Origin of the sequence: Streptomyces sp. SID12488 (genome assembly GCF_010548275.1) — a bacterium.
GTDB lineage: Bacteria > Actinomycetota > Actinomycetes > Streptomycetales > Streptomycetaceae > Streptomyces.
In genome coordinates this window covers 33724-58335 of the sequence record NZ_JAAGLT010000004.1, presented here as the reverse complement: position 1 = coordinate 58335, position 24612 = coordinate 33724, and the positions used below count along the sequence as shown (strand labels likewise).

At 70.2% G+C, this 24612-nt stretch carries 16 protein-coding genes and 1 pseudogene; 5 read left to right on the top strand and 12 right to left on the bottom strand.

Going from position 1 to position 24612, the window contains the following annotated elements; translation table 11 throughout:
* Window positions 1-8 precede the first annotated feature (8 nt).
* The 5 genes from G3I56_RS08415 to G3I56_RS08395 all read right to left on the bottom strand — a co-directional run bounded on the left by G3I56_RS08415 (window position 9) and on the right by G3I56_RS08395 (window position 5081).
* Window positions 9-2009 (bottom strand): copper resistance protein CopC/CopD, encoded by a 2001-nt coding sequence (locus G3I56_RS08415; protein ID WP_164408272.1) that lies wholly within the window; start codon window positions 2007-2009, stop codon window positions 9-11.
* A 19-nt stretch (window positions 2010-2028) separates the two neighbouring features.
* Entirely contained in the window at window positions 2029-2484 is a 456-nt protein-coding gene (locus tag G3I56_RS08410) for a copper chaperone PCu(A)C (protein ID WP_164408507.1), read from the bottom strand.
* Window positions 2485-2495: 11 nt separating this feature from the next.
* Window positions 2496-3149, bottom strand: a complete 654-nt coding sequence (locus G3I56_RS08405; RefSeq protein WP_164408271.1) for an SCO family protein — start codon at window positions 3147-3149, stop codon at window positions 2496-2498.
* A gap of 119 nt (window positions 3150-3268) precedes the next feature.
* Window positions 3269-4009, bottom strand: coding sequence for a YcnI family protein (locus G3I56_RS08400; protein ID WP_164408270.1), 741 nt, complete (start codon window positions 4007-4009; stop codon window positions 3269-3271).
* A gap of 199 nt (window positions 4010-4208) precedes the next feature.
* On the bottom strand, window positions 4209-5081 hold the full coding sequence (locus G3I56_RS08395; RefSeq protein ID WP_164408269.1) for a hypothetical protein: 873 nt from the start codon (window positions 5079-5081) through the stop codon (window positions 4209-4211).
* A 251-nt stretch (window positions 5082-5332) separates the two neighbouring features.
* Here G3I56_RS08395 and G3I56_RS08390 point away from each other — a divergent pair, with 251 nt between their 5' ends.
* Together G3I56_RS08390 and G3I56_RS08385 are read left to right on the top strand one after the other, a co-directional pair.
* Window positions 5333-5830, top strand: coding sequence for an ATP-binding protein (locus G3I56_RS08390; protein WP_164408268.1), 498 nt, complete (start codon window positions 5333-5335; stop codon window positions 5828-5830).
* Window positions 5831-6226: 396 nt separating this feature from the next.
* Entirely contained in the window at window positions 6227-7150 is a 924-nt protein-coding gene (locus tag G3I56_RS08385; protein WP_164408267.1) for an alpha/beta hydrolase, read from the top strand.
* Here G3I56_RS08385 and fxsT read toward each other — a convergent pair.
* The 3 genes from fxsT to G3I56_RS08370 form a co-directional block, all read right to left on the bottom strand.
* On the bottom strand, window positions 7119-11105 hold the full coding sequence (gene fxsT, locus G3I56_RS08380) for an FxSxx-COOH system tetratricopeptide repeat protein (RefSeq protein WP_164408266.1): 3987 nt from the start codon (window positions 11103-11105) through the stop codon (window positions 7119-7121). The genes G3I56_RS08385 and fxsT overlap by 32 nt on opposite strands.
* A gap of 94 nt (window positions 11106-11199) precedes the next feature.
* Complete coding sequence (locus G3I56_RS44990) at window positions 11200-12453, bottom strand: TIR-like protein FxsC (protein ID WP_164408265.1); 1254 nt, start codon at window positions 12451-12453, stop codon at window positions 11200-11202.
* Between the two features lie 111 nt (window positions 12454-12564).
* Window positions 12565-14931, bottom strand: a complete 2367-nt coding sequence (locus G3I56_RS08370; protein WP_164408264.1) for an FxsB family cyclophane-forming radical SAM/SPASM peptide maturase — start codon at window positions 14929-14931, stop codon at window positions 12565-12567.
* Window positions 14932-15837: 906 nt separating this feature from the next.
* On the opposite strand from G3I56_RS08370, the gene G3I56_RS08365 reads away from it, so the two are divergent.
* Both G3I56_RS08365 and G3I56_RS08360 read left to right on the top strand, forming a co-directional pair.
* A complete protein-coding gene (locus G3I56_RS08365; RefSeq protein WP_203689474.1) occupies window positions 15838-16782 on the top strand; it encodes an intradiol ring-cleavage dioxygenase in 945 nt (314 codons plus the stop codon).
* Window positions 16783-16791: 9 nt separating this feature from the next.
* Window positions 16792-17625, top strand: coding sequence for a triphosphoribosyl-dephospho-CoA synthase (locus G3I56_RS08360; RefSeq protein WP_164408263.1), 834 nt, complete (start codon window positions 16792-16794; stop codon window positions 17623-17625).
* Here G3I56_RS08360 and G3I56_RS08355 read toward each other — a convergent pair.
* From G3I56_RS08355 to G3I56_RS08340, 4 genes and pseudogenes are all read right to left on the bottom strand, one after another.
* Entirely contained in the window at window positions 17600-18832 is a 1233-nt protein-coding gene (locus G3I56_RS08355; RefSeq protein ID WP_164408262.1) for an MFS transporter, read from the bottom strand. The genes G3I56_RS08360 and G3I56_RS08355 overlap by 26 nt on opposite strands.
* An 89-nt stretch (window positions 18833-18921) precedes the next feature.
* Window positions 18922-20164 (bottom strand): annotated as a pseudogene (locus G3I56_RS08350) (PLP-dependent aminotransferase family protein).
* An 88-nt stretch (window positions 20165-20252) separates the two neighbouring features.
* Window positions 20253-21719, bottom strand: a complete 1467-nt coding sequence (locus G3I56_RS08345; RefSeq protein ID WP_164408261.1) for an aminopeptidase P family protein — start codon at window positions 21717-21719, stop codon at window positions 20253-20255.
* Window positions 21720-21853: 134 nt separating this feature from the next.
* The gene (locus G3I56_RS08340; RefSeq protein ID WP_203689470.1) at window positions 21854-23269 is read right to left on the bottom strand and encodes a PP2C family protein-serine/threonine phosphatase; all 1416 of its coding nucleotides are present in this window, start codon (window positions 23267-23269) and stop codon (window positions 21854-21856) included.
* Between the two features lie 620 nt (window positions 23270-23889).
* Here G3I56_RS08340 and G3I56_RS08335 point away from each other — a divergent pair.
* Entirely contained in the window at window positions 23890-24564 is a 675-nt protein-coding gene (locus G3I56_RS08335; RefSeq protein WP_164408259.1) for a bifunctional DNA primase/polymerase, read from the top strand.
* Window positions 24565-24612: the final 48 nt, after the last annotated feature.

Genomic DNA, 24612 nt, shown 5'->3' with positions numbered 1-24612 from the left:
GGTGCGATTCAGCCGATCTGCGCGTTCTTGTCGACGGTCACTTGGTCGATGTCGGAGGTCCGCACGGTCACGGCGATCTTCCAGTCGCCGGCCATGGGGATCTGGACCTCGTTCGCCGTCCAGTGTCCGGTGGCGACGCGGTCCGGGTTCACGGGCAGCGGCCCGATGCTCTTGGCGGTGAGGGTGAAGGCGACCTTCACCTCGGGCACGTCGAACGCCCTGCCGTTGGGCCGCTCCACGTACACGTGCATGACGTTGCCGCCGACGCGGGCGGGGTTGATGTCGAGCCGCACGAGGCCCTTGCCGTCCTGGCCGCCGGTGTCGAAGGGCATGTCCAGGGTCAGCGCGCCTGTCCCGTCCGAGTCCGAGGAGGAAGAGGACGACGAGGAGGACGACGTCGAGGTGGCGGCCTTGGCCTCCTCCTCCGTACGGCCCGGCTCGGTGGACGTCAGCACGGTTGTGACGGCGAGCAGTACGACGGCGACGCCCGCCTCGGCGAGCACCGAGCGGCGCAGCCCCGAGCGCAGAGGGTCGGCGTTGCGCAGCCGCTTCAGCCGCGCGGTGTCGACGGCGGCGCGCTGCCGGGCGAGCTGGGCGGCCCGCTTGGCACCCCCGCCCTTGGCGGCTGCGGCGACCGGTTCCTTCTCGGGATCGTCGGCCTGGTCCTCAGCACTCTCCGTACCCTCCGTACCCGCCGCCGCCTCGGCCGCGGCGGTCTCCGGCAGCTGGCTGGTCCAGCGGCGCGAGATGTAGGCGATGCCGACGAGGACGACCACCAGCCCGATCTTGATGAGCAGTAGCTGTCCGTACCAGGTGTCGGTGAGCGCCGACCAGGAGCCGAGCTGGCGCCAGGACTGGTAGACGCCGGTCGCGACCAGCGTCAGCACACTGCCGAAGGCGACGCGCGAGAAACGGCGTACGGCCGAACCCTCGATCGGGGCGTCGGCGGGCGCCCGGAACAGTGCGACCAGGAGCGCCGCGAGTCCGCCGAGCCAGACGGCGACAGCGATCAGGTGGAGCACGTCGACCGGCATCGCGATGTTGGGCTGGAGACCGGTCGAGGCGTGCTCGGCCAGCGCCCAGGTGGCCGCGAGTCCGATCGCCACGACACCGCCGCCGATGCCGAGCCCGAAGGTGAGGTCCCGCCTCGCGGAACTGTCGTCCAGCTCCTCTCCGTCTCCGTCCCCGGCGTCGTGTTCCTCTGTGGACTCCGTCTCGGGCCGGGCGTACGCCCCGAAGAGGACCGCGATGAACAGCGCGCCGGCCGCGAGGAGCAGCAGCCGGGAGACGAGGGCGGCGCCCGTCTTGGTCTGGAGGACGTCTGCGAGCAGGCCCAGGTCGAAGATGTCGCCGACCTTGCCGGAGCCGGTGTACGAGCCGCGCATCAGCAGCAGCGAGAGTGTGGCCGCGGTCATCGCGAGCCACCCGGAGACGACGAGCCGCTGGAGCGCCCGTACGCCGGAGCCGCGCTGCCAGCAGGCGAGGACGAAGGCGGCGCCGCCGACCATGACGATGAAGCCCGCGTACGAGACGTACCGGCCGAAGCCGTAGAGGGCGCCGACGATCCCGCCGCCCGCCGTCTGGTCGGAGACCGAGACGGAGGTGACGGAGGGGGCGCCGATGGAGAAGGTGAAGGCGCCGGCGACGGGGTGGCTGTCCGCCGAGACGACCTGGTAGGCGACGGTGAACGTGCCGTCGGGCAGCCCGGAGTGGAGCGGGACGCCGTATGTCGTGCCGCTCAACTCGGTCGCCTTGCCGGTGTCGACGCGCTTGCCCTTGGGGTCGAGCACGCGGAACGCGCCGTCGGACAGCGCGACCTTCTCGGAGAAGGTCAGCGTCACCTGGGTCGGGGCCTTGTCGACCACCACACCCTGCTGCGGGGCGCTGCCGGTGAGCGCGGCGTGTGCGGAGGCCGGCGCGGCGCCGGCCAGCCCGGTGAGCAGCGCGGCGGCGACCGCGAGGAACAGCAGCACCAGGGGCCGCACGCGCGGGGTGATGGTCTGTGTCACGGTGATCCCTCCCTCGGTCTCAGTGTCCGGTCTTCGGGTTGTACGTCGCGGACTTCACCGGCATCTCGACGGTGATCGGCGAGGTTTTGGCAAAGTGCAGCTGGACGGAGATCTTCTCGCCCTCTCGCGGCTTGCGCTTGAGCCGCTCGAACATCAGATGGTCGCCGCCGCTCTGCAGGACCAGTTCGCCGTGGGCCGGGATGTCTAGGCGCTCGGCCTCCTCCATGGTCTGCCCGACGGTCTTGTGCACGGTGACATCGCCCGCGACATCGCTGGTGACGCGGGTGAGTACGTCACCGGCGGCGCCCTTGTTGGTGATGACGAGGAACCCGGCGGCCATGGAGTCCGAGACCGGCTGCGGCATGTAGGCGGAGCCGACGGACAGACCGGCGTCGCTGTCGTCGCCGGACCCGGATTCCGAACCGCCGCACGCGGTGAGGGCGAGCGCCCCCGTGAGCAGCGCGGCCGTCACCATGGGGAGGCGCCTCACGGGTTCTGCCCCTTGATGATCTTGGGGAGGTCCTTGATGTAGTCGTCGACGGTGGCGTCCTCGCCGTACAGGACATAGCCGCCGTCGGTCTTCGGGGAGAACGCGATGACCTGGGTGCCGTGCATCGAGATCGTCTTGCCGTTCTTGTCCTTCGACGTCGGCTCGATGGAGATGCCGAGGGTGCGGGCGCCCGCCTGGATCGTGGCGAAGTCGCCGGTCAGGCCGACCACCTGGGGGTCGATGCCCTTGAGCCACTTGCCGAGCGCGGCCGGGGTGTCCCGCTTCGGGTCGGTGGTGACGAACACGATGCGGAGCTTGTCCTGGTCGGCCCTGGACAGCTGCTTCTTGGCGACGGCGATGTTGCTCATCGTCAGCGGGCAGACGTCGGGGCAGTTGGTGTAGCCGAAGTAGATGAGCGTCGGCCGGCCCTTGGTCTCCGCGCGGAGGTCGTACGGCTTGCCCTGGGTGTCGGTGAGGACGAGGTCGGGCTTCTCGAACGGCTGGTCGAGGATCGTGGCTGCCTTGTCGGAGCCGGCCTCGACGGAGACATCGGCGACGGACTGGTTGGAGTCGTCGCCGCTGCCGCAGGCGGAGAGGGTCAGGGTGGCCGCGACGAGCAGGGCGGACGCGGCGAACAGCTTCTTGCGCATAAGGAGAGTTCCCGAAGGTGTTGTTCGTGGAAGGTCAGGCGCGCACCCAAGGGTGTAAGGGACACCGGGGGCGTACGGCACAACCGCACGCCCCGGCGCGCACCTGAGGTGAGCGGGTGTCAGACGGTGGTGCGGCGACGGCCGGCCACGCCGTACGCCACGCCCGCGACACCGACGACGATGCCCACGACGCCCAGCACGCGCGCGGTGGTGTCGCTGCTGTCGGCGGGCTCGGCGACGGTGGTCGTGGTCTTCGCGGCAGCCTGCTCGGCCTGGTCGGTGGGCTCCGCAGAGGCCGCCGAGCCGCCGTGGTGGTCCTCGGTGGCGGCGGAGAGCGCGAGCACCGGGGCGGGGTTGTCGGGCTCCTCGGCGCCGTCCTTCTGGACCTCGATCCAGCGGACGACCTCCTTGTTGGAGTACGTCTGGAGCGCCTTGAAGACGAGCTCGTCGGTGTCCTCGGGCAGCTGGCCGAGGGACAGCGGGAACTTCTGGAAGAAGCCTGCCTGGATGCCCTTGCCGGCGTCGGCGGTCCAGGTGACCTTGGAGACGGCCTCGGTGATCTTCTCGCCGTGCATTTCGAGGGGCTTGGCCAACTTCGCCTTGGTGACCTTGGCGGTCCACCCGGGGATCACTTCCGGCATCACCGAGGCGAGCGGGTGCTCGGTCGGGAAGCTGACCTCGAGCTTGGTGGTCGAGGCGTTGTCGCGCTCGTTCGGCACCTTGAAGTTGACGGTCGCGTAGCCGCCCTTGGCGGCGGTGCCCTCGGCCGACACGCTGACGTGCGCGAAGGCGGGGCCGGACAGGACGAGGACGGTGGCACCGGCGAGGACGCCGGTGGCGGCGATACGGGAAACCTTCATGCGGAAGGCGCTCCACTTCGAGTGAGCTCCGACCCGACGGGCCGGAGAGGATCCGGCAGACCGGGGAGGAAAGAGGAAAGAGGGACGCGGGTGCGAAACGGCGCACACGCGCGTGTGCCGCACGACGGCGGTCCTTCCTCGGACTCGGACCCTCGGATCCGAAGACCCTGGTCACCCGATGGGGAGCGGTCGCGTCGTGTCAGGCGGCGAGCACGAGCGGGGCGGCCGGCGGACCGCGCCGGATCACCGTGTGCTGGAGCTCCGTGGCGGACGGCCCGAGGGGTACGAGGGTCCACGCGCGCGGTGCGTGCGGTGCCGTACCGGGCGTACCCGGAAGGCCAGTACGCAGTGCGCGCGCCAGCGCGAGCGCCCCGCGCAGGGATCGTACGAGCGCCCCCTCGGCCACCCCGTGCGCCGACAGCCGCATCAGCCGCAGCAGAGCCAGGTCCCCTCGGCGCAGCAGCCAGCCGGTGGCGACGGCCGCGAGGACGTGACCGAGCAGCATGGGCAGCGTCGGCAGAAGGGAGACGAGGGAGGAGGGGAAGGTGACGGACCCGCCGGACGCGAGGGCGTCAGCCGAATGGCTCATGGACCCCATGTCCATACCGCTACCGCTACCGGTGCCCGCCCCTGTACCGCCCGTACCGATCCGCGCGTCGGCGAGGATCCGCTGGGCCTGGGCCGGACTGATCGCCGCGAGCGGCACACCGCACAGCAGCCGGGCGGCCCGGGCGACCAGGGCTGTGTCCGTCACGGCTGTCGTGGCCGCCGTGGAGGCCACCGCCGACGACGCGGTGTGCTGCCCCAGCCCGAACAGTGTGTGCAGGACGGTCTGGCCGACGGCCAGCAGGGCGACGATGCCCGGCAGCGAGCGGGTCCGTCCGGCGAGCGGTGCCGCGCACGCGAGGACCCCGAGGAAACCGGCGCCCAGTGTCCACAGCGGAACGGAGGCGCAGGAGGCGAGGGTGTGACCGGCCCCGGCCAGCACGACACAGACCGCGGAGAACACCGCGGCCCTCAGCATCCGGAAGGCGCTTCCGGAGGGCGCTGTGCGCCGGCGGCGGGCAGTCATGGCGGGCTCATCATCGCACTGGCCCCACGTCACCCGTACGGCAGGTCCACAAGGTGGATTACGGCCGGTTACCGCCAGGTAAAACCATGTACAACCGGAAGATCGCTTCTGTCAGTTGATGCACTACATACACCGGTTGGAGCCCGAGGCGCATCCCCCGTATGGGCGGCATCACGTCAACTGCGTGCTTACACACCGCCACTGGCGGCAATACGTACAGGTATGTCGAGCCGCGGCCTGGAGGCTGGAGCATGAGCATCTGGTGGTCACTCCATCTTCGGCGTGAGGCCGCGAGCGTTCCGCTCGCCCGGCGCCTGCTGCTGGGCACCATGGAGACCGCGGGGGTCGACCCCGACATCTGTTTCGACCTCTCCATCGCGCTCAGCGAGGCCTGTGCGAACGCCGTCGAGCACGGCGGGCACACCGGGCACGGCGACGACTCCCGCGGGGCCTATCGCGTCACCGCGTACCTCGACGGGGAGAAGTGCCGCATCGAGGTCACCGACTCGGGGCCCGGCTTCCCGGCGAACTCGGCGAGCCCGGCGGTCCCCGAGGCCCCGGAGGTCTCGCGCCGGCCGGTGCCCGTGGCCGCCGTCCCGTACGACGCGGAGAGCGGCCGGGGTCTGTCGTTGATCGAGGAACTCGCCGATCACGTCACCATCGGCAACAAGCCGGGCCGGGGCGGTGCGGTGGTCAGCTTCGACAAGATCCTCAAGTGGCAGAAGGACGCTCCGCTGATGGCGGTGTGATTCCGTGGTCCCAACCTCTGCCAGAAACGGTCTGGGCGGGGCGGCCGTCCGCCTGCATACTTGCCGGATGGGGGAGCCGGAGCACATCGAGGACAGCCGCCGCCGGTGACGGGACACCGGCGACTGCCGACCGTCCAGGGGCGCCGGAGGGGTGTCCCTCCGCGTCTTCACGGCTGTGTCGCGCTCGCCGGACTCCCCCTGTACCCGAGCGGCACGGCACGTACATGCGGGAGGGGAGCCCCGACGGCTCCGACGGGCACTGGCCGGTGGCGACGGTCCGATCGCGAGGCACCCGGAAATGCGCGGGACACGAGGTGTCGAGTCTTCGCAGCTCCCATCGGGGCGCCGGGTGCGGACGAGCCGGGCGCCGGTCGCGAGTGACAGGGGGGACTGCCAGTGCCGCGAACGGTGAGTGCCGCGGACGGTCGGCGGCTGTCGGTGGAACAGCGAGGGCACCCTGACGGCAGACCGGTCTTCCTGCTGCACGGCACTCCGGGCAGCCGTCTGGGACCCGCACCTCGTCCCTCGCTCCTGTACCGGATGGGCGTTCGTCTGATCACCTTCGACCGGCCGGGATACGGGGACTCGGACCGCATGCCCGGACGCACGGTGAGTGCCGCAGCGGACGACGTCAGGGTCATTGCCGACGCCCTGGGGATCGGCCGCTTCGCGGTCGTCGGCCGCTCGGGGGGCGCTCCGCACGCGCTGGCCTGCGCGGCACTGCTGCCGGAGCGGACGACGCGGGCGGCGGCCCTGGTGGGACTCGCCCCTCAGGACGCTCCCGATCTCGACTGGTTCGAGGGCATGATCGATTCAAACGTGAGGGAGTACGTCAACGCAGCGATCAGCAGGCATCGCGTGACCGCGGCCCTGGGACGCCGCTCGATGTCGATCCTCGCCGACCCCGCCGCCTCCATCGACGAGATGCGCGCCGAACTGCCCGAGTCCGACCGTTGGATCGTCGCGGACGCCGGGATCCAGGACATGCTGGAGCGGAACTTCACCGAGGGTCTGCGTACCTCGGCCGACGGCTGGGTGGACGACGTGATGGCGTTCAGCACCGGGTGGGGATTCGAGGTGGCAGGGATCACCACTCCGGTGCTGCTCTGGCATGGGGAGGACGACATTTTCGCACCGGTCGGGCACACCCGCTGGCTGGGCCGGAACATTCCTGGCGCCCGGGTCGATGTCGAGCCGGGCGCCGCCCACTTCGGCGCGCTGCGGGTGATGACCCGGGTCATCAGTGAGGTGGTCCGGGGCGACCCGGAAGAGGGCCGCCCCTCCGTCGTCAGAGCTGTTGTGGCTCCAGATCCCGGGTGACCCGGTGCCAGGAACGGACCGACTCGGTGACATGGTGCAGTTCACCGAGGTGATCCACCAATTGGGCCTCCGCCTCTTCCCGGAGCCGGGCCGCCTCCGCCTGCCGTCCCGAGTCCCGCAGGGTGATGGCCAGGTTGGCCATGCTGACCAGTGTGTCCGGATGGCCGGCCCCGAACCGCTCGCGCAGTCCCGCAACGGCCATCCGTTCCAGGTGCTCGGCCGCCTCGTAGCGGCCTAGGTCGCCGTGGACGTTGGCGAGGTTGATCCCGGCGCACAGGGTGGCCGGATGAGTCTCGCCCAAGGCGTTGGTGAGGGCCGCGTGGGCCTGCGCGCTGAGTTCGGCCGCCTTGTCCAGGTCACCCAGCCCTCGTTGGTAGATGGCGAGATTGTTGATGCACTGCATGGTGAAGGGATGCTCGGCGCCGAAGGATTCCTTGTATCCCTCCAGCACCTCGGAGAGCAGCGTGACGGCTCGTTCAGCGCCCCGGCGGTCGGGGTCGTTCGCGAAGAGGTCCGCGGCGAGGTTGAGGCCGCAGGCCAGCGCGTCGGGGATGGTGCTGCCGTACCGGTCGCGGTAGCGCGCGTACGTCTCCCACGTCGCCTCGCTGATCCGTAGCGCCTCGGTCAGGCTGCCGGCCTTGCGCAGGGACACCGCCAGGCTCTTGTCGACCTGGAGCACCTGGGGCACATAGAGGTTGAGGATCTGCTCGAAGCCTTCGCGCGCCTCGCGCAGGATCTGGACCGATGCTTTGTAGTCGCCCAGTTCCCGCAGGTCGCGGGCGTAGTGGGCCTTGGTGGTCAGGGTGTACGGGTGGAGCGGCCCAAGGAGTACGGTGCGGCGCCGGACGGTGTCGTCGTCGAGTCGGCGGGCGGCCTCGCTGTCACCGGCGAGCCGGTGGTCGATGGCGAGGTTGTTGGCGGAGATCAGAGTCCGCCTGTGGTCTTCGCCGAAGGTCTGCCGGAACCCGTTGTAGACCCGCAGGTCCAATTCGAGCGCTTCCTTGAAGCGGCCCAGCGCGCGTAGGTCGGCGGCCAGGCTTCCGGAGGTGATGAGGAGGCTGGGGTGTCCCTCGTAGAGCAGTTCCCGTTGCCGGGCGAGGGTGCTCTCGTCCATCGACCAGGCGTCCTGGTATTCGCCCTGCAACCGCAGCGTGTTGGCGAGTTCGAATCGTAGGTTGAGGATTTGCTCGTCGTTGGCGTCCGGGAACTCGGTGGTCCAGAACTCGTTGAGTTGGGTGCCCAGCAGACGGGCGGCGTGCAGGTCACCGCGTTTCGACAGATAGCGGACTCGGTCGACCATCAACTGCCGAGGCTCCTCCTCCGAGCACTCACGGACGTTGGAGGGGACCAGATGCGGCCAGATCGCCTCGAACTTGGGCCACTCGGCGGGGTCGTCCACGGCGTCCTCGGTGTCCTTGGCGGGCCGGGCCGTCGCCAGGATCCGGTGCACCTCGTGGATCGTGTCCTCGTGCTTCTGCGCGTCCAGACTTTCGCGGACCGCGGCCTGCACCAGCCGGTGCACCTGGATGGTGTTGTCGGTGGCGTCGACCTTGGCCAGGGCAAAACGGTTCAGCGCCTGGGTGACCTTGCCCAGCATGTAGCGGGCGCGCAGGTCCTGGTCGTGCGGGAGCAGCGCCCTGATCATCGCATCGCTGCTGATCAGGTTCATAGAGATGGGCTCCGCCGCGAAGAAGCTGCACAGTTCGAGCAGGCGGGCTGCGGCCGGGGACTCCTCGCGCAGGCGGGCGACGGAGATGTTCCATGTGGCGCCCACGGAAGAGGGATACTCCACCGCGCCTGCGGCTGCCGGGACCGACAGCACCTGGGTGGACTGCTCGCGGAGCTGTTCGACGTACTCCCGCACGGGTGTGGCCGTCGCCTCCAGCCAGGCGGCCGCGACCTCGATGGCGAGCGGCAGGTCACCGACCGCGTCGGCGACTTCGCCCGCGTCCTCGACACTCAGTCCGGGCACGCGGCGGCACAGGTGCTCGACACTCTCGTCCCTGGTGAAGACCTCCACCTCCACCGACTGGACCCGGGTCGAGGTGGGCTTGGCCCGGCAGGTGACCAGGAGGTGGCCGTAGAGGCTGTCCGGGACGGGGGCGGTCTGCTCGGGAAAGTTCTCCAGAATCCGGTCCAGGTTCTCGACGTTGTCGAAGATCAGCAGCCAGCGTGCGTACGGCGCCGCGTCCCGGAGTGCTTGGACGGCCTCCCAGGCCGAATCGGCGACGTCGTCGCCCACGTTGAGGTCGAGCCGGCGGGCGAGATCGGCGAGCTTCGGGGCGACCAGGTCCGGTTGTTCGGCGTCGACCCACCACACCAGGTCGTAGTCCGCCTTGAAACGGTGGGCGTACTCACGAACCAGCTGGGTCTTTCCCACCCCGCCGAGACCGTGCAGCACCTGCGGCAGCCGCTGCCCGGAGACGCTGCTGACGAGTTGCCGCCGAAGGGTGTCCAAAATCGGGGCGCGGCCGGTGAACCAGGGATAGCGGGGTTGGATGTTGGACACGGGCGTGCCGGTGTTGGGGTAGCGAACCTGTCCATGGGTGTGTGTGACCGACGCGACAGCCTCGGGCCGGTCCAGACCGGTCAGGAGCACTCGCCTGGCCGAAACCTCGTCCAGCCTGACCAGGTCGATCACCCCCCTGCCGGCGTAGGGGAGACCGAGCTGTACGTCGCCCACCCGCACCGACACCGCCTTGGTGGTGTCCTCCGTGGCGCCCGAGTGCACGGCTGTCTCCCAGATGGCCCTGGCCCGGCGGGAGTTGTCGAACGCCGGGGAGACCACGGCGAGCACCTGGTGCTTACGGCCCGACACCGCCTCGGCGCCCAGTTCGGTTGCCGTCATCGACCGGACGTCCTGGCACTCGACCTCGAAACCGGCGTCGCGCAGCACCGCTTCCAGCCAGTCCACCCACATCCGGTCCTCGGAGACGTAGTAGAGCAGCAGTTTGGACGCGGGTACCGGGCGGCGCCGGGTGTAGACGGCGAGATACTCGCCGCGTTTCAGGTCGTCGATGGGCGGCAGCGTGGTGGCCCGGCCGTCGGTGATGACGGAGGTGAGCCGCTCGCAGGCGGCCAGCAGGGAACTGGCCACCCTGGGCGGGGGGTCTCCGAAGGCGGCAAGGATCTCCTCGTAGGCGTAGTAGGGGCGGTACGGGATCTCCACCGAGCCCCAGTACTCGACCATCTGCTCGGTGTCCATGTCGCCGGGCAGGCCGGCAAAACGCTCCCGGGCCAGCGCGCGCCCGGCGTCGACCTTGTCCTTCTCGCCGTCGTCGATGCGCATGGCGACCGGCAGGATGCGGATGCCCTTGCTGCCGTACCGGTCCTCGATGTCCTGGGCGACGCCGGCCGCGCCTTCGATGCTCTGGTCGCTGAGGGTGTAACAGACGACGAGGGTGCTCGGCATCTGGACGGTGCAGATGTCGGCCAGGTCGCTCAGACCGGTGCGGCTGTCGATCAGGGTGTAGTCGTAGTAGCGCTGCATGTCGGCGCGCATGGCGTCGAAGAACTGGCCGCCGCCGTAACTGGTGTAGAAGCGGTCCCAGTCCATGTTGCCGACGATCGGGTAGTCGCGGTGCCGCATGCCCGCGGAGAGGAAGTCGAGGCTGCCGGGTTCGGGGAAGGACCAGTCGAGGGAGATGGCGTGCGGCCTGACCCGGGCGTAGTGGCGGTGCCAGTCAGGCTCCCGGTCGGGCAGATCGCGCAGCGCCTCCCGGCGGTACTCGTCGATGATGTTGATCAGACCCGGGGTCGCCCGGAGCAGAGCGGGTTTCAGAAATGGGTGGAAGAACCTGTGCAGCCCCGGTGCTTCGAGGTCCCAGTCGATGGTGAGCACCCGATGGCCGTTCGCGGCCAGGATCCAGGCCACGTTCGCCAGCGCCATGGTCCGGCCGGTGCCACCTTTGTATGAATAGAACGTGATCACAGTGCCGTTGCGGTTCTCGGTCATCGGAAACCCTCCGCTTAGTCGGCCTTGCTCTTCCTGCGTTCAGTTCGTGCCGGGGGGCCACAGGTCCGGGCCCCGGGAGTCCTAGGGCCCGCGCTTAGCCGGGATACGCGGGCCCTCCCAGCCGTGGGCGTTGAACCGGCGGCCCCTCCGGTGGGTAGGTCCTCGCGTGGGTCTCGTAGTGGGCGACGGACATTCCGACGGCCTTCTGCAGGTCGGCGCCGAAGGCATCGAGGGAGCGGATGCCGTCACGGGGCGACCGGTGGCCCGCGTTCTCGTGACGACGGGGCGCCAGGATGTGCTCGGTGAGCTGCTGCAACTGCCGCTCGCGCTCGTGCGGAAGGATGTCGCCTGTGTACTGCGGCACCATCACGCTGATCCAGGGACGCTTTCGGTCGCACAGCCGTCTCATGAGCTCCTGGCCTCGTGGAGTGTCCAGCGCCCAGCGGTCCAGCAGCACCAGGCCCGGCGCTCTCGGCGATTCCTGGCTCAGCAACTGGTCGGCGTCGCTCTCGAAGTCGCCGATGCTGACCCGGTAGTTCATGGTTCGGATGAGGTCGGCGGCATGCTCGCTCAGGGGGCGGGTCGACACCGGGTGATATGGGTTCCAGTCCTGGGGCGTCTCCCCGTAGTAGTCCGGCACACGGCCGTTGGGCAGGCTGGTGCGGGAGCAGGCGAGTACCGAGATGTCGAACTCTGCCGCATGCCCGCCGGACCCGAACGCGCTCGGCAGCGACTCGTACTGTTTGTAGACCTGGCCCTCCTCCAACTGCGTGGTCTGCGCGGCCCGGACAATGCGCTGCGCAAGTCGGTAGACCGCCTTCTGGTAGTCGTACTTGAGGTAGTTGAGCTTGGTCAGCCCGTAGAAGCCCTCGGCCGCATAGTCGTTGCCGAAGTCCGCGTGGTTGAACTGCAGGTCCTGTGCCGCCCGCGGGAGTTGTGCCGGTTCCACCGGCACCCATAACGCCGGGATGATCCCACCCTCGCCGTTCTCGCCGTGGTGCGCCCGGTGGTTGATCTGCCGTTGGGAAAACGCCCACCATTCCCTACCGCACTGCTCAGAGAGGAAGTAACGGGGTGAATAGAGCGGGACGAAAACCTGGCAGCGCGCCAGGTTCTCGGAGAGTTCGTCGGTCCACTTGGCGCCGACCGCCATGCCCTGGTCCAGGAAACCTGCCTTGGCGCCGGGCCGCAGCGAGGTCATCTGCATGATGTCCGCGCACAGACCGTCGTAGAGCTTCTTCACCCAGGTGTTCGGGTCCGCGTCACTGAAACTGTTCTTCGGAGTGTGCGCGTAGCTGAGGAAGAAATAAGGGCGTTCACCCTTAGAACTGTTCGCGTCACCACGCACGCATGCCCCCCGGAGTGTGCCGCGACCGGATACCCAGTGTAGGAACTGCTCCTGCCGCGCGGAAGCAGGGCGAAGGGCACCGTCTCGATGGTTCGCGCCGCGCGCGTCGGTTCAGCCGGCCGTTCGCACCGCGCCGCCGCGCGTCCGCACCGCCTCCCGCAGCCCCGCGACGAACCGTGAGCCGACGGGAGTGAGCGTGCCGGAGGCCATCAGGCAGGCGATCGCCCCGGTCGCGTGGTCCAGATGTCGCCGGAGTGAGGCGTCCGCGGTACGGGCAACCTCTCCCGTCGTACCGCGCCGCCGGGCGTGCCAGAAGTCGATCACCGCGATGTGTTCGTACGACTCCAGCAGCACGTCTCGCGCCGGGCGTGGGCCAGAACCGCCGGGCGATGTCAACAAGGCTTCACAGGACGGATCCTGAAGGTCCATCAGGTCGAGCAGTACGTTCATCCTCCCGTACTGGAACCCGCGTACGAGGAGAAGGGCCAGGCTTTCCGGTGTGGCCGGCCGGGCAATGCCCACCGCACCGAAGACGCCCCGGCCGACGGAGCCGATGCTGTCCGTGTGCGGGGGGGCCGACAGGGGGGTGACGACCCCGAGCTCGGCGGTGATGGCCGGCGCGTAGGCGGGGAGTTCCCGCCGGATCCACTCCCAGGCGGCCTTCAGACAGGTGTGCCACTCCTCGGCCTCGGGCTCGGTCAGCCGGGGGTGCATCGGGTGGTCGTGGCAGTTCCGCCAGGGATCCGTATCCTCCAGGGCGACCGCCCAGCCGTCCAGTTCGAATCGTCGGCGCGTGGACCATGCGGGGTCGTCGACGCCCTTCCACTCCATTCGGTAGGCCGTGCCACCGGCCTCGACGGTGAAGCCATCGGCATCGCCGGACACGTGGGCCTCGGTCGCGTCGCCGACCGCGAGCGTGCCCAGCGTCGGCAGCCGCAGCACCCCGTGGACGACCGGTACGGCGACCGTGCCTGGCTGTCCGGCGAGGAGCGCCGCGACCGCGGCGATCTCGGCCACCCCGCGCATCGCGGCCTGCGCTCGCGCCTGTGTCGCGTCGCCGTCGAGGCAGTACAGCCCCCAGGGGCGTACGTAGGGGTGTGCCAGGACCGAGTCCACGACGTGGGGGGCGGTCCCGTCCAGGACGGCCAGCGTCTCCCATGCCCGCGCCCCGGCGGCGTCGGGGTGGGCCTGCTGCCAGACCAGAGCCAGGAGTTCGCGGTGCAGGCCGAGTTGGTGGCGCACCAACAGATCTGCGACCGCGCCGCCACCGGCGCCGGCGGCCAGCTCGTCGAGGTGGCTGGCAGCGAGAACAGGGGCCGGATCGGCTGCCCGGGTGCTGACCGACGTCGCCTGGTCGGCCCGGTCCCGGTCGCGGATTCCGACGATGAGACCTTCGAGATCACCGCAGTAGACGGACGGGTTGTCGAACTCGTTGTCGACGCGGTACCGGTGGGCGTACAGACCGCCGCCGCAGGACTGCACGACGGGGCAGGTGCGGCAGGTCGCGCAGAGCCCGTCCAGTCCTTGCTGGCGGGCGACCACACCGGGATGCGCGGCCACGTCGTCGAGCGTGTTGTGGAAGACGTCCATGCCGGTGGCGGGCGCGCCGTCGTACGACGTCTTCAGCGAGTCCGCCTGTTCGAAAGTCCCGTCGGTCTCGATCACCGCCAGGTCCGCGGGAGCCAGTCCCAGCGATTCGGTCAGGCTGCTCTCGCCGCGCAGGGTGCGCACCACCGAGTCGAAGATCCGCACGTCCATCGGTCTGCCATCCGCGCTCCAGCGGTCGTGGACGGTCAGCAGCCAGTCCGCGTAGGGAGTGGGGGACGTGTCGCCGGGCAGCCGCAGCGGGGGGTCCTCCCACGTCGAGTGGGGCAGGAGGAAATCGATGCGAGGGGGCTCCAGGGCGGCCAGGGCGTCGTACACGGCGACCGGGTCGTTGCGGAGGTCGATGGTGCACAGGATGCCCGCGAAGAGGTGCTGGTAGCGGGGCCGGCTGAGCAGGGACACGGCGCGCAGGACCTTGTCGTGACTGCTGCGGCCGTTGCGGTAGACGCGGTGCAGATCGTTGGCGGCCTTGTCGCCGTCCAGGGAGATGCCGACCTTGATGTCGAGTTCCGCGAAGAGGTCACAGAACCTCTGGTCGAGCGTTACTCCGTTGGTGTGGACGCGCAGGTCGAGCTCGCACACACCGTCCAGGGCTGTACGTAACGCCTCGGCCGTCCTGCGCAGGCGGGCGCGGCCGGCGAGCAGCGGTTCCCCGCCGTGCAGCACGACGGAAACGGTGTCCAAGCTGTGGGTGGAGGCATGCTCGGCGATGCGCCGGGCGGTGACTTCCAGGACTTCCTCGGAAATCACCGCCGGTCTGCCGCGCCAGCTTTTGTCAGCCTTCTCGTACACATAGCAGTGATCGCAAGCGAGGTCACAGCGACTGTGCACCTTCAGAACGAACTGACTCAGCGGTTGTGGCGTGCGGCCCATGAGAGTGCTGTCGGTCCTTGTCTCCGTGTCACAAGCAGGACTGGAAGGACCCTTCCGGGGCCCTGCCCGGTCCCCGCTGGTTGCTACCGTTCGACACGTTCCGGGTGAGGGCGAACGACCCGGCGGAGACACGAGCCAGTCTCACCAGGGGCACCCGCTCCGGGCCGGCCGCGCTCGCGGTCTTCCCTGGTTCTTCGGCCGCGGTGTCAAAGGAGGCGTTCATGGGAACCTCTTCATAAGTCCATGGGGCCGCATAGGGGCCCGGCGTGGGCAAACCTCCACCAGTGGCTCACGTGCACCTGATTAATTCGAGTTGACTCGCGTTGCATACGCTCATTTCGGTGACGTGACGCCGAAACGAAATGTTTGTCGCGCGCTTCCACTTGGCCGACGAGCGGACCATCGGGTGTCCCGCCAGCCAGTGGTCGAGAGCGGCAGCGTACAGGCGCGCGCGCAGTGCAAGCCAGCGGTTCGCTGAAGACCAACTGGCTTTAAACATAAGCGAATTCGATCATCCGATCGTCTCTCGTCCCGTCATCCTGTGGCCTCGGTCGGCAAGACCGGCAGGCAGGGTCCGGTGACCCCTCTCGCGCAACACCGCAGGCCAGTGGGAAGAAGCCGTCATTTCCGGCCTGGAGATTTTTGTCAGGATTTTACTTAAGGCGTACTCGGGCCGGGCCTTCGAAGCCCAGCACTCCCCTCTGCCCCGACCGGGTTTTCTACGCCCAACGGGCGGGTGAGTGGGCACACGCGACCGCCTTGTCCGGGGTCGCCTCGGTGCGAGGCGGCGTCCCCTTCACCCGAAGGTGGACATCCGAAGGCAGGCGTTCAGCTTTCTTGGCATTCTCAGGCCGCTCACAGCCCCTGCCTATATTCCTGACGGCCGGTGTCCCTAATTTCCTGATCATGACGGGAAACCACAAGGACACATCGATCAGCCGGCGCCGCGCACTCGCGGTGACCGGAGGCACGGTCGCCGCCGGCGGGCTCGTGGTCGCGGGCTACCAGTCGGCCTTCGCCGACGAGGCGACGACCACGGCCACCGCCGACGCCACGGCGTCCGCCACGGCGAGCGGGAGCAGCGGCGCCTGCGTGCTCATGTCGAGCGTGACCGAGGGGCCGTACTACCTCGACAACGCGCTGGTCAGAAAGGACATCACCGAGGGCAAGTCCGGTGTCCCGCTGACCCTGCGCATCACCGTCCAGGACACCACCGAGTCCTGCGCCCCGGTCGCCGGCGCGGCCGTGGAGATCTGGCACTGCGACGCCTGGGGCTACTACTCCGGTTACACCACTGCCAACCCAGGCGGCTCGGCCCCCGCCGAGAGCGAGGACGGCTCCACCGCCGACGACAACACGTGCCTGCGCGGCTACCAGGTCGCCAACGCCAACGGGGTCGTCAAGTTCGAGACGATCTTCCCCGGCTGGTACACCCCGCGCACCTGCCACATCCACCTCAAGGTCCACACCGGCGGCCAGAAGGAGGACGGCACCTACGAGGGCGGCAAGGTCAACTACACCGGCCAGCTGTTCTTCCCCGACGACGCGGCCGAGGCCATCTTTGCTCTGGAGCCCTACTCGAAGCACTCCGGCAGCTACACCACCCTCGACAACGACATGGTGTACGACGGCGGCGGCTCCTCCAGCGGGCTGCTCACCCTGAAGCCGGTCCACAAGAAGGACGTCTCCAAGGGCTACAAGGGCTTCATCACCCTGGGCATCGACCCGGACGCCGAGAACACCGGCGCGGGCAGCGGCGGCGGAGGCGGCGGTGGTACGCCCCCGAGTGGCGAGCCGCCGACGGACGCCCCGACCGACAGCGCCTCCCCATCCGCCTCGGCATCCTCGTAGGCTGCGGCCATGAGCAGCCGTGAGGACGAGGTGCTGGCGCTGGCCGCCGTGGACGCGCTGACCGGGCAGCTGGCCCTGGCTCCCAAGCCGGGCCTGCCCGACCCACGCGATCTCGACGCCCGCGCCACGCGCAAGGATCAACTCGCCCTGCGCTGGTCGGCCAAGGCGCTCGCGCCCGGCCTCGCGGCGATGGCCGCCGCGGCCCGCCGCACCGGCGAACCGACACCCGGGCTCCGTACGGAACTCGGCGCGATCGGCCGGTCCACCGAGCACTCGGTGGCGCTCGCGGGCGGCGGCCACCGAGGAGCCCTGTGGGCGCTCGGCCTGCTGGTCGCGGCAGCCGCCCTGGACCCCCGGGCGAAGGCGCTCGACGTCGCCGCAGCCGCCAAGCGCATCGCCTCCCACCCCGACAAACGCGCCCCGCGCAGACCATCCCGGGGCTCCTCGGTGTCCGCGAAGTACGGCGCGGCCGGCGCCCGGGGCGAGGCGAGGGCCGGATTCCCGCACGTACGGCGCGCGTTGGACGCCCTGGCCACCGCCCGCTCGACCGGCGCGACGGAGGCGCAGGCCCGCCTCGACGCCCTCCTGACCGTCATGTCGACGCTCCAGGACACCGAGTTGCTGTACACGGCGGGCCCGATCGGCCTGCGCCACGTCCAGGCGGGTGCCCGCGGAATCCTGGAGGCGGGCGGCACGTCCACACAGGCGGGTGCCGCGGCCCTGACCGCCTTCGACGACGACCTCCACGCGCGCGCCTGGAGCCCCCGCGGCAGCGCCGGCCTCTTCGCGGGGGCTCTGTTCCTGGACTCCCTGCCGGTCAGCTCACTGACGCGGGCTGCCTGACAGCCGCGCCCGCCGGGCCGGCGGCGGCTGCCTTCCGGGCCGCCGGCCCCATCGCGTACGACGCCACGAGCGTGACCCCGCCCAGCAGCAGCCACCCGGGGGTCCCCCAGCCCACCAGCAGCGTGGTGAGGACGAGGGGTCCCGCGGTACGGGCCACGGTGACGCCGGTGCCGAAGAAGCCCTGGTACTCGCCGACCCGGTCGGCCGGGGCCAGCTCGAACGACAGCTGCCAGGACCCCGCCGACTGCCCCATCTCGGCGACGACCTGAAGCACCGCGCCGACCACCAGGACACCGACGGCCACCCAGGGGCTCAGCCCCGCCGACAGGGCGAATACCGCGCACGCCGCGAGCATGACCCACCCGGAGCGCCGTACCGCGCGCGTGGCCGACGCGAGCCCCGACACTCCGCGCGCCATCCGCACCTGGAACACCATCACGGCCCCTGTGTTGAGCATGAACAGCGCGGAGACGACCCAGGCCGGAGCGTCGGTCCGCTCGGTGATCCACAGCGGGATACCGAGGCTGAGCAGCGGCATACGCAGCAGCAGCACCGTGTTGAGCAGCGTCACGACGACGTACGGCCGGTCGCGCAGCACACCGAGCCCCTGGGACTTGGTCACGGCGACGGGCGCCACCGACGGCAGCCGCAGCAGCAGCCCCGCGCACACCAGGAAACTCACCGCGTCCAGCGCGAACACCCCGAGATACGCGGCCCGCGTCCCGGCGTTCAGCGCGAGGCCGCCGAGCCCGGCGCCGACCGCCAGACCGGCGTTGAGCGTGGACTGGAGGTGCGCGAGCAGCCGCGTCCGGTCCCCGGCGGTCACCAGCCCGGCGAGCAGCGCCTGCCGGGCCGCCGCGAGCCCCGACTGCGCGGACGCGTAGACACAGGCCGCGATCACGAACGGCACGAAGCCCCGCACGACGAGGAAGGACGCCACCGCGGCCCCCGTGGCGAGCGCCAGCAGTACGGCGGTTCCGCGTGCCCCACGCCGGTCGGCGAGCCTCCCCAGCGGCACCCCGACCAGCGACCCGACCGCCCAGGCGAGCGTCAACCCGAGCCCCACACGCGCGGGGGCGAGCCCGACGACGTGGGTGAAGTAGAGGGCGGAGGTGACGTAGTACGCCCCGTCGCCGACCGAGTTGGTCAGCTGGGCCAGGGCGAGAACGCGCTGCGGGCCTGCGGGCGGGACGAGGGAGTTGTTCATACGGACGACGTTAGAAGCACGGTGGACCGATAGGCAGGCCCAATAGTCGCGCTATTCAGTGGTCCAATTTCCCTCCGGGCAAACCGCGCTCAGCCGCCCTCGAGAACCCGCCCGAGCACCTCCAGCGCCGCCGGATACATCCGCTCCCGAGGCGTCCCGTACCCCACGACGAGCCCCTGCGCCCGGCCTTCTGCCACCCCTGGGGCGTGCCAGTGCTCCCCGAGATGCCCGACCGCGAGCCCGGCCTCCTCGGCCCGCGCCAGGACCGCCGCCTCGTCGGTCACCTCCACCAGGGCGTGCAGCCCCGCCGCGATCCCGCGCACGTTCCGACGGGCGCCCAGCAGCTCGACGAGCCGGTCCCGGCGGCGCCGGTACCGCAGACGGCACGCGCGCACGTGCCGGTCGTACGCGTGGCTGGTGATCAGCTCGGCGAGGGCCAGCTGGCCGATGGTCTCGGTGTGGTGGTCGCTGTGCAGCTTGGCGTCGGCGACCGCGTCGACGAGGTGGGGCGGCAGCACCATCCAGCCCAGGCGCAGGGCGGGCCCGAGCGTCTTGGAGGCTGTGCCGACATAGGCGACCTGCCCCGGAGCCATGCCCTGAAGAGCGCCGACGGGCTGTCTGTCGTACCGGAACTCCCCGTCGTAGTCGTCCTCGACGATCAGCCCGTCACGCGCGCGTGCCCAGTCGGTGAGCGCCCGGCGCCGCTCCGGGTGCAGGGTGACGCCGGTCGGGTACTGATGGGCAGGCGTGACGACGACAGCCGAGACCCTCTGCCGGGCGGCCAGCTCCTCGACACGGGCGCCGCGCTCGTCGACGCCCACCGGTACGACCCGTCCGCCGGCCCGCCGTACGACCTCCCGGTGGAAGGGCAGCCCCGGGTCCTCCATGGCGATCGTCGCGCCGTCCGCAGCTCGATCCGGCCGCGCGGATCGCCGTAGTCGTACGCCAGGGAGGGCGCCGTCGCGATGGCCCGGCGCAGCGCCCGCAGCCAGGCGTCCGCCGGGAAGGTCCCCACGTCCGGGCTCCCGGGCCGCAGATCGAACCGGGGCACACGCGCGCGTGCGTGTGCCTCCGGCGGTTCGGCGTCCACAGAGGGCAGTGCGGCGACCTGTGTGCCGGCCCCTTGCCGAGCGGGAGATACCCCTCGGCGACAAGCTGGTCGTAGGCCGCCTTCACGGTCCCCCGAGAGACCCCCAACTCGTCGGCGAGCCGCCGAGTGGCGGGAAGCAGGGCCCCGGGCGCGAGCCGCCCGTCCCGCACGGCATCCCGCAGGGTGCGCTCAAGGCCCGCCCGGCGCCCTGCGGCGGCGATCACTTCCAGATGCAGGTCCACACCGATCCCCTAGGGGCGCGGGGCTGTGTTGAATTTGCGGCTACCGCCGCGTGGGCGCGACAAGCCACATCGGACCCGCAGCCGAAACTCAAACCTTGAGACGCGCCATCCAAGCCTCGACCTCGTCAGAACGCCGAGGAAGCCCATCCGACAGATTCCGGTTCCCCGACTCCGTCACCAGGATGTCGTCCTCGATCCGAACTCCGATACCCCGGTACTCCACAGGCACGGTGAGATCATCGGCCTGGAAGTACAGCCCGGGCTCAACCGTCAGCACCATCCCCGGCTCCAACGTCCCGTCGACGTAGGACTCGACCCGAGCCGCCGCACAGTCGTGAACGTCCATGCCGAGCATGTGCCCGGTGCCATGCAGCGTCCACCTCCGCTGCAACCCCAGCTCCAGCACCCGCTCCACAGGCCCCTCGACAAGCCCCCACTCCACGATCCGCTCGGCCAGCACCCGCTGCGCGGCGTCGTGGAAGTCCCGGTACTTGCCGCCAGGCTTCACCGCGGCGATCCCGGCCTCCTGGGCGTCGTACACCGCGTCGTAGATCTTCTTCTGGATCTCGGTGTACGTGCCGTTGATCGGCAGCGTCCGGGTGACGTCGGCCGTGTAGTACGTGTGCGTCTCGACGCCCGCGTCCAGCAGCAGCAGCTCACCGGAGCGCACGGCCCCGTCGTTGCGCACCCAGTGCAGCGTGCAGGCGTGCGGGCCGGCGGCGCAGATGGAGCCGTAGCCGACGTCGTTGCCCTCGACCCGCGCGCGGAGGAAGAACGTCCCCTCGATGTACCGCTCGGAGGTCGCCTCGGCCTTGTCGAGGACCTTCACCACGTCCTCGAACCCGCGCACCGTCGAGTCGACGGCCTTCTGCAGCTCACCGATCTCGAACTCGTCCTTGACCAGCCGCGCCTCGGAGAGGAAGACCCGCAGTTCGGCGTCGCGCTCGGCGGTGACCTTGTCGGTCAGCGCGGCCTCGATACCGGCGTCGAACCCGCGTACGACCCGTACCGGCCCGGTGGCCTCCGTGAGCGTGGCGGCGAGCTCGCGGACGTCCGAGGCCGGAATGCCGTACACCTGTTCGGCTTCGGCGAGCGAGTGCCGGCGGCCGACCCACAGCTCACCCTGCCCCGAGAGCCAGAACTCACCGTTCTCGCGGTCGGAGCGCGGGAGGAGATAGATCGTCGCCCGGTGACCGTCGATGACCGGTTCCAGGACGAGAACGCCGTCCTCGGTCTGGTTGCCGGTCAGGTAGGCGTACTCGACCGACGCGCGGAAGGGGTACTCCGTGTCGTTCGAACGTGTCTTCAGGTTGCCCGCGGGGATCACCAGGCGCTCGCCCGGGAAGCGGGCGGAGAGCGCGGCGCGGCGGGCGGCGGTGTGACCGGCCTGCGCGATGGGCTCCAGGCCCGTCAGCTCGGTGTCGGCCCAGCCGGACTTCATGTTCTCGGCAAGCTCGTCGGAGACGCCCGGGTAAAGGCCGTTCTTCCGCTGCTTGATCGGCTCTTCGGGCTCGGTCTCAGTTTCCGGGGTCACCGGATTGAGCTCGTCCGCCACGGTCATCCTCCTTGAAACGGCACTGGACCCCGTCCATCGTACGGTCGTACGGGACGGGGCCCAGGGGCGCGGAGGCGATCCACCGGACACCCGGCCGGATGGATGGATAGGTGTCCGGCCGGGTGTCCGGGCGCTTACTCGAACCGAGCCGACAGCAGTACGACGTCCTCCTGACCGTCCGACGCGTCCAGCTCGTCCGGCAGCATGCTCCGCAGGACGTGGTCCGCGATCGCGCCCGGATCGTCCCGCAGCTGCCTGGGCACGCTCGCCGCCGCCGCGTGCAGCCGGGAGAAGGCCCGGTCCACGGAGGCGCCGGTACGGTGCAGCAGCCCGTCGGTGTAGAGCAGAACCGTCTCTCCAGGCTCGGTACGGAACTCCACGCTGGGCGCCTCCCAGCAGGCGAGCATCCCGAGCGGCGCCGACACGGTGGTCTCCACGAACTCCGTGCGCCTCTCGCCGATCACCAGCGGGGGGCAGTGCCCGGCACCGGCCAGGGTGATCTTGCGCAGCGCGGGCTCGCAGTACGCGAACAGGGCGGTGGCGCAGCGGGCGGGTTCGGTGAGCCTCAGCAGCAGCTCCAGGTCGGAGAGGACCGCCACCGGGTCCTCGCCCTCCATCACCGCGTACGCGCGCAGGGAGGCCCGCAGCCGGCCCATCGCGGCGATCGCGCTGGGCCCGGAGCCGGTCACCGCGCCCACGGCCAGGCCGAGGGCCGCGTCCGGGAGCGGCAGCGCGTCGTACCAGTCGCCGCCGCCGCGCGGGCCGGTGCGGTGCCGGGCGGCGAGCTGGACGCCGGCCGTCCGGGGCAGGCGGGCGGGCAGCAGTTCCTCGGAGATCGTCCGCACGCACGCGCGCGTGCGCTCCACTTCGACCAGCCGGGCCAGGTGCTCGGTCGCGAACCGCGCGTACAGACCGACGAGGTGGCGCTGGCGTTCGACCGGCTCCGCGGGTTCGTCGTACAGCCAGACGGCCGCGCCGAGGCGGCCCGCGGACTCGGTGGACAGGGGGAGCGAGTAGCTCGCCCCGTAGCCGAGGCGGGCGGCCACCTCGCGGTGGCGGGGGTCGAGACCGTCCTCGGCGAGGAGGTCCGGGTGTGTGATTTCGCTCTCCCCGCCGGGCAGCCCGGCGGCCGTGTCGAGGAGCCGGCCGTACGGCATCGCGCCGCGCGGGATCGTCTCGATGTGCCCGAGGTCCGCGCGGGCAAGCCCCAGGCCAATGGTGGTGTCGGGGCCCAGGCCGTCACCGGGTTCCAGGACGACGAGACCACGCCGGGCGCCCACGAGAGCGGCTCCGGCGCGCAACAGCTCCTGGAGCGCGTCGGAGAGTGATGCCGTGCGTGCCAGCCGTTCGGTGAGCTCGTGCAGCGTTGTGAGGTCGGACACCCAGCCGGCGAGGCGGTCCTGAAGGAGGATGCCGGGGCCGTTCGGGCAGGTCAGCGCGGGTGTGGCTGCTGGGGCGTCCGGGGATACGGGCGCGGGCGCGACAGTGTGTGCGGGCGAGGGAACCGTGGCATCGATTCCAGCCACTTTCGGGAGGTGAGGGGCGTTCATGGCGTCCGGCCTTCCGACCGGCTCTTATTGCTCAATAGCATCGCAAACCCCCATGTGATTCTGCGCCGCTAGCAGTGTCTCCACATGTACACGCACTCGTGAGGGGATGTCCAGCATTGTCCTGCCGGGATTCCTGGTGTCCGTGGGTTTGCCGGGGTCCCCTTGCGGAAATGCGAAGTTGGCTTAAAACTGACTCGGGTAGCGGGTTATTGCGGTCGACTGGCCTGGTTCGACGGAGCGTCACAGCGGTCTTGGCGGGTACGTTCTCGGTGAAGGCGTGAAGGCCAGGGGTGGTTGTGGAACCTCCCGGAACCTGGCGACGGACCCGGGCGTCTTAACCATCGACGACCGTGCCCCATCCTCCCTTGGTGGAGGCGGAGAGAACACGCGGGACGGCAAAACGCCAGACTCCGCCACCCCGCGCCATGCCCATGCTTTAGATGAACGCTGTATGGATGCGGACGTAACCACCGCTCGGCGCTCGGCGCGCAACAGGGGGGCTGCCCCTTGTCTCCCACAGGTTGGGATGCGCCAGAAGGTACGCACAGTGAAGTGATCTGCACATGACGTGATGTGGCCCACGGTGTTGCCAGGCGTGCAACGGAAAGGAACGAGCGCTCATGCGCGAGATCCTCGGAAGGCTCGGAAGGCGACGCAGGCTCCTGTCCCGGCGTGACGGCGGGAAGCCTGAGGTGCTCGGCGCGGCTCTGACGTTCGCGACCGGATGGCAGTGGCCAGTACTCCCGGGCGTGGCACCGGATCCACAGGGGCGCGCCCGTTGCGGCTGCCCGGATCCGGAGTGCACGGTCCCCGGCGCTCACCCGTTCGAACCCGGTCTGCTCGCGGCCACCACCGACGAGCGCATGGTCCGCTGGTGGTGGACGAACCGGCCGACGGCGCCCATCATCCTCGCCACCGGCGGCGCGGCCCCGTGCGCGGTGAGCCTGCCGGCCCTGGCCGCGGCCCGTGCCCTCGAGGCACTGGACCGCAAGGGCATGCGCCTGGGTCCGGTCGTCGCGGCGCCCACCCGCTGGTCGCTGCTTGTGAAGCCGTACACGATGGAACAGCTGGGCGAACTGCTGTACGCGCAGGACTTCGTGCCCGGATCCCTCCGCTTCCACAGCGAGGGCGGCTACATCGCGCTGCCCCCGTCCGAGACCGGCCAGGGCCAGATCCGCTGGGAGCGCGCACCGCTGCCCGGCTCGGCCTCGCCCTGGGTGCCCGATGTAGAGGCCGTGGTGGACGCGGTGGTCGAGGCGCTCACTCGTACGGGTGTGAGCGCGCCCGAGTTGTAGGGGTGTCGGGCGCGCGGGCAACCGGGCGCCCGTCCCCTGTCGTTATCT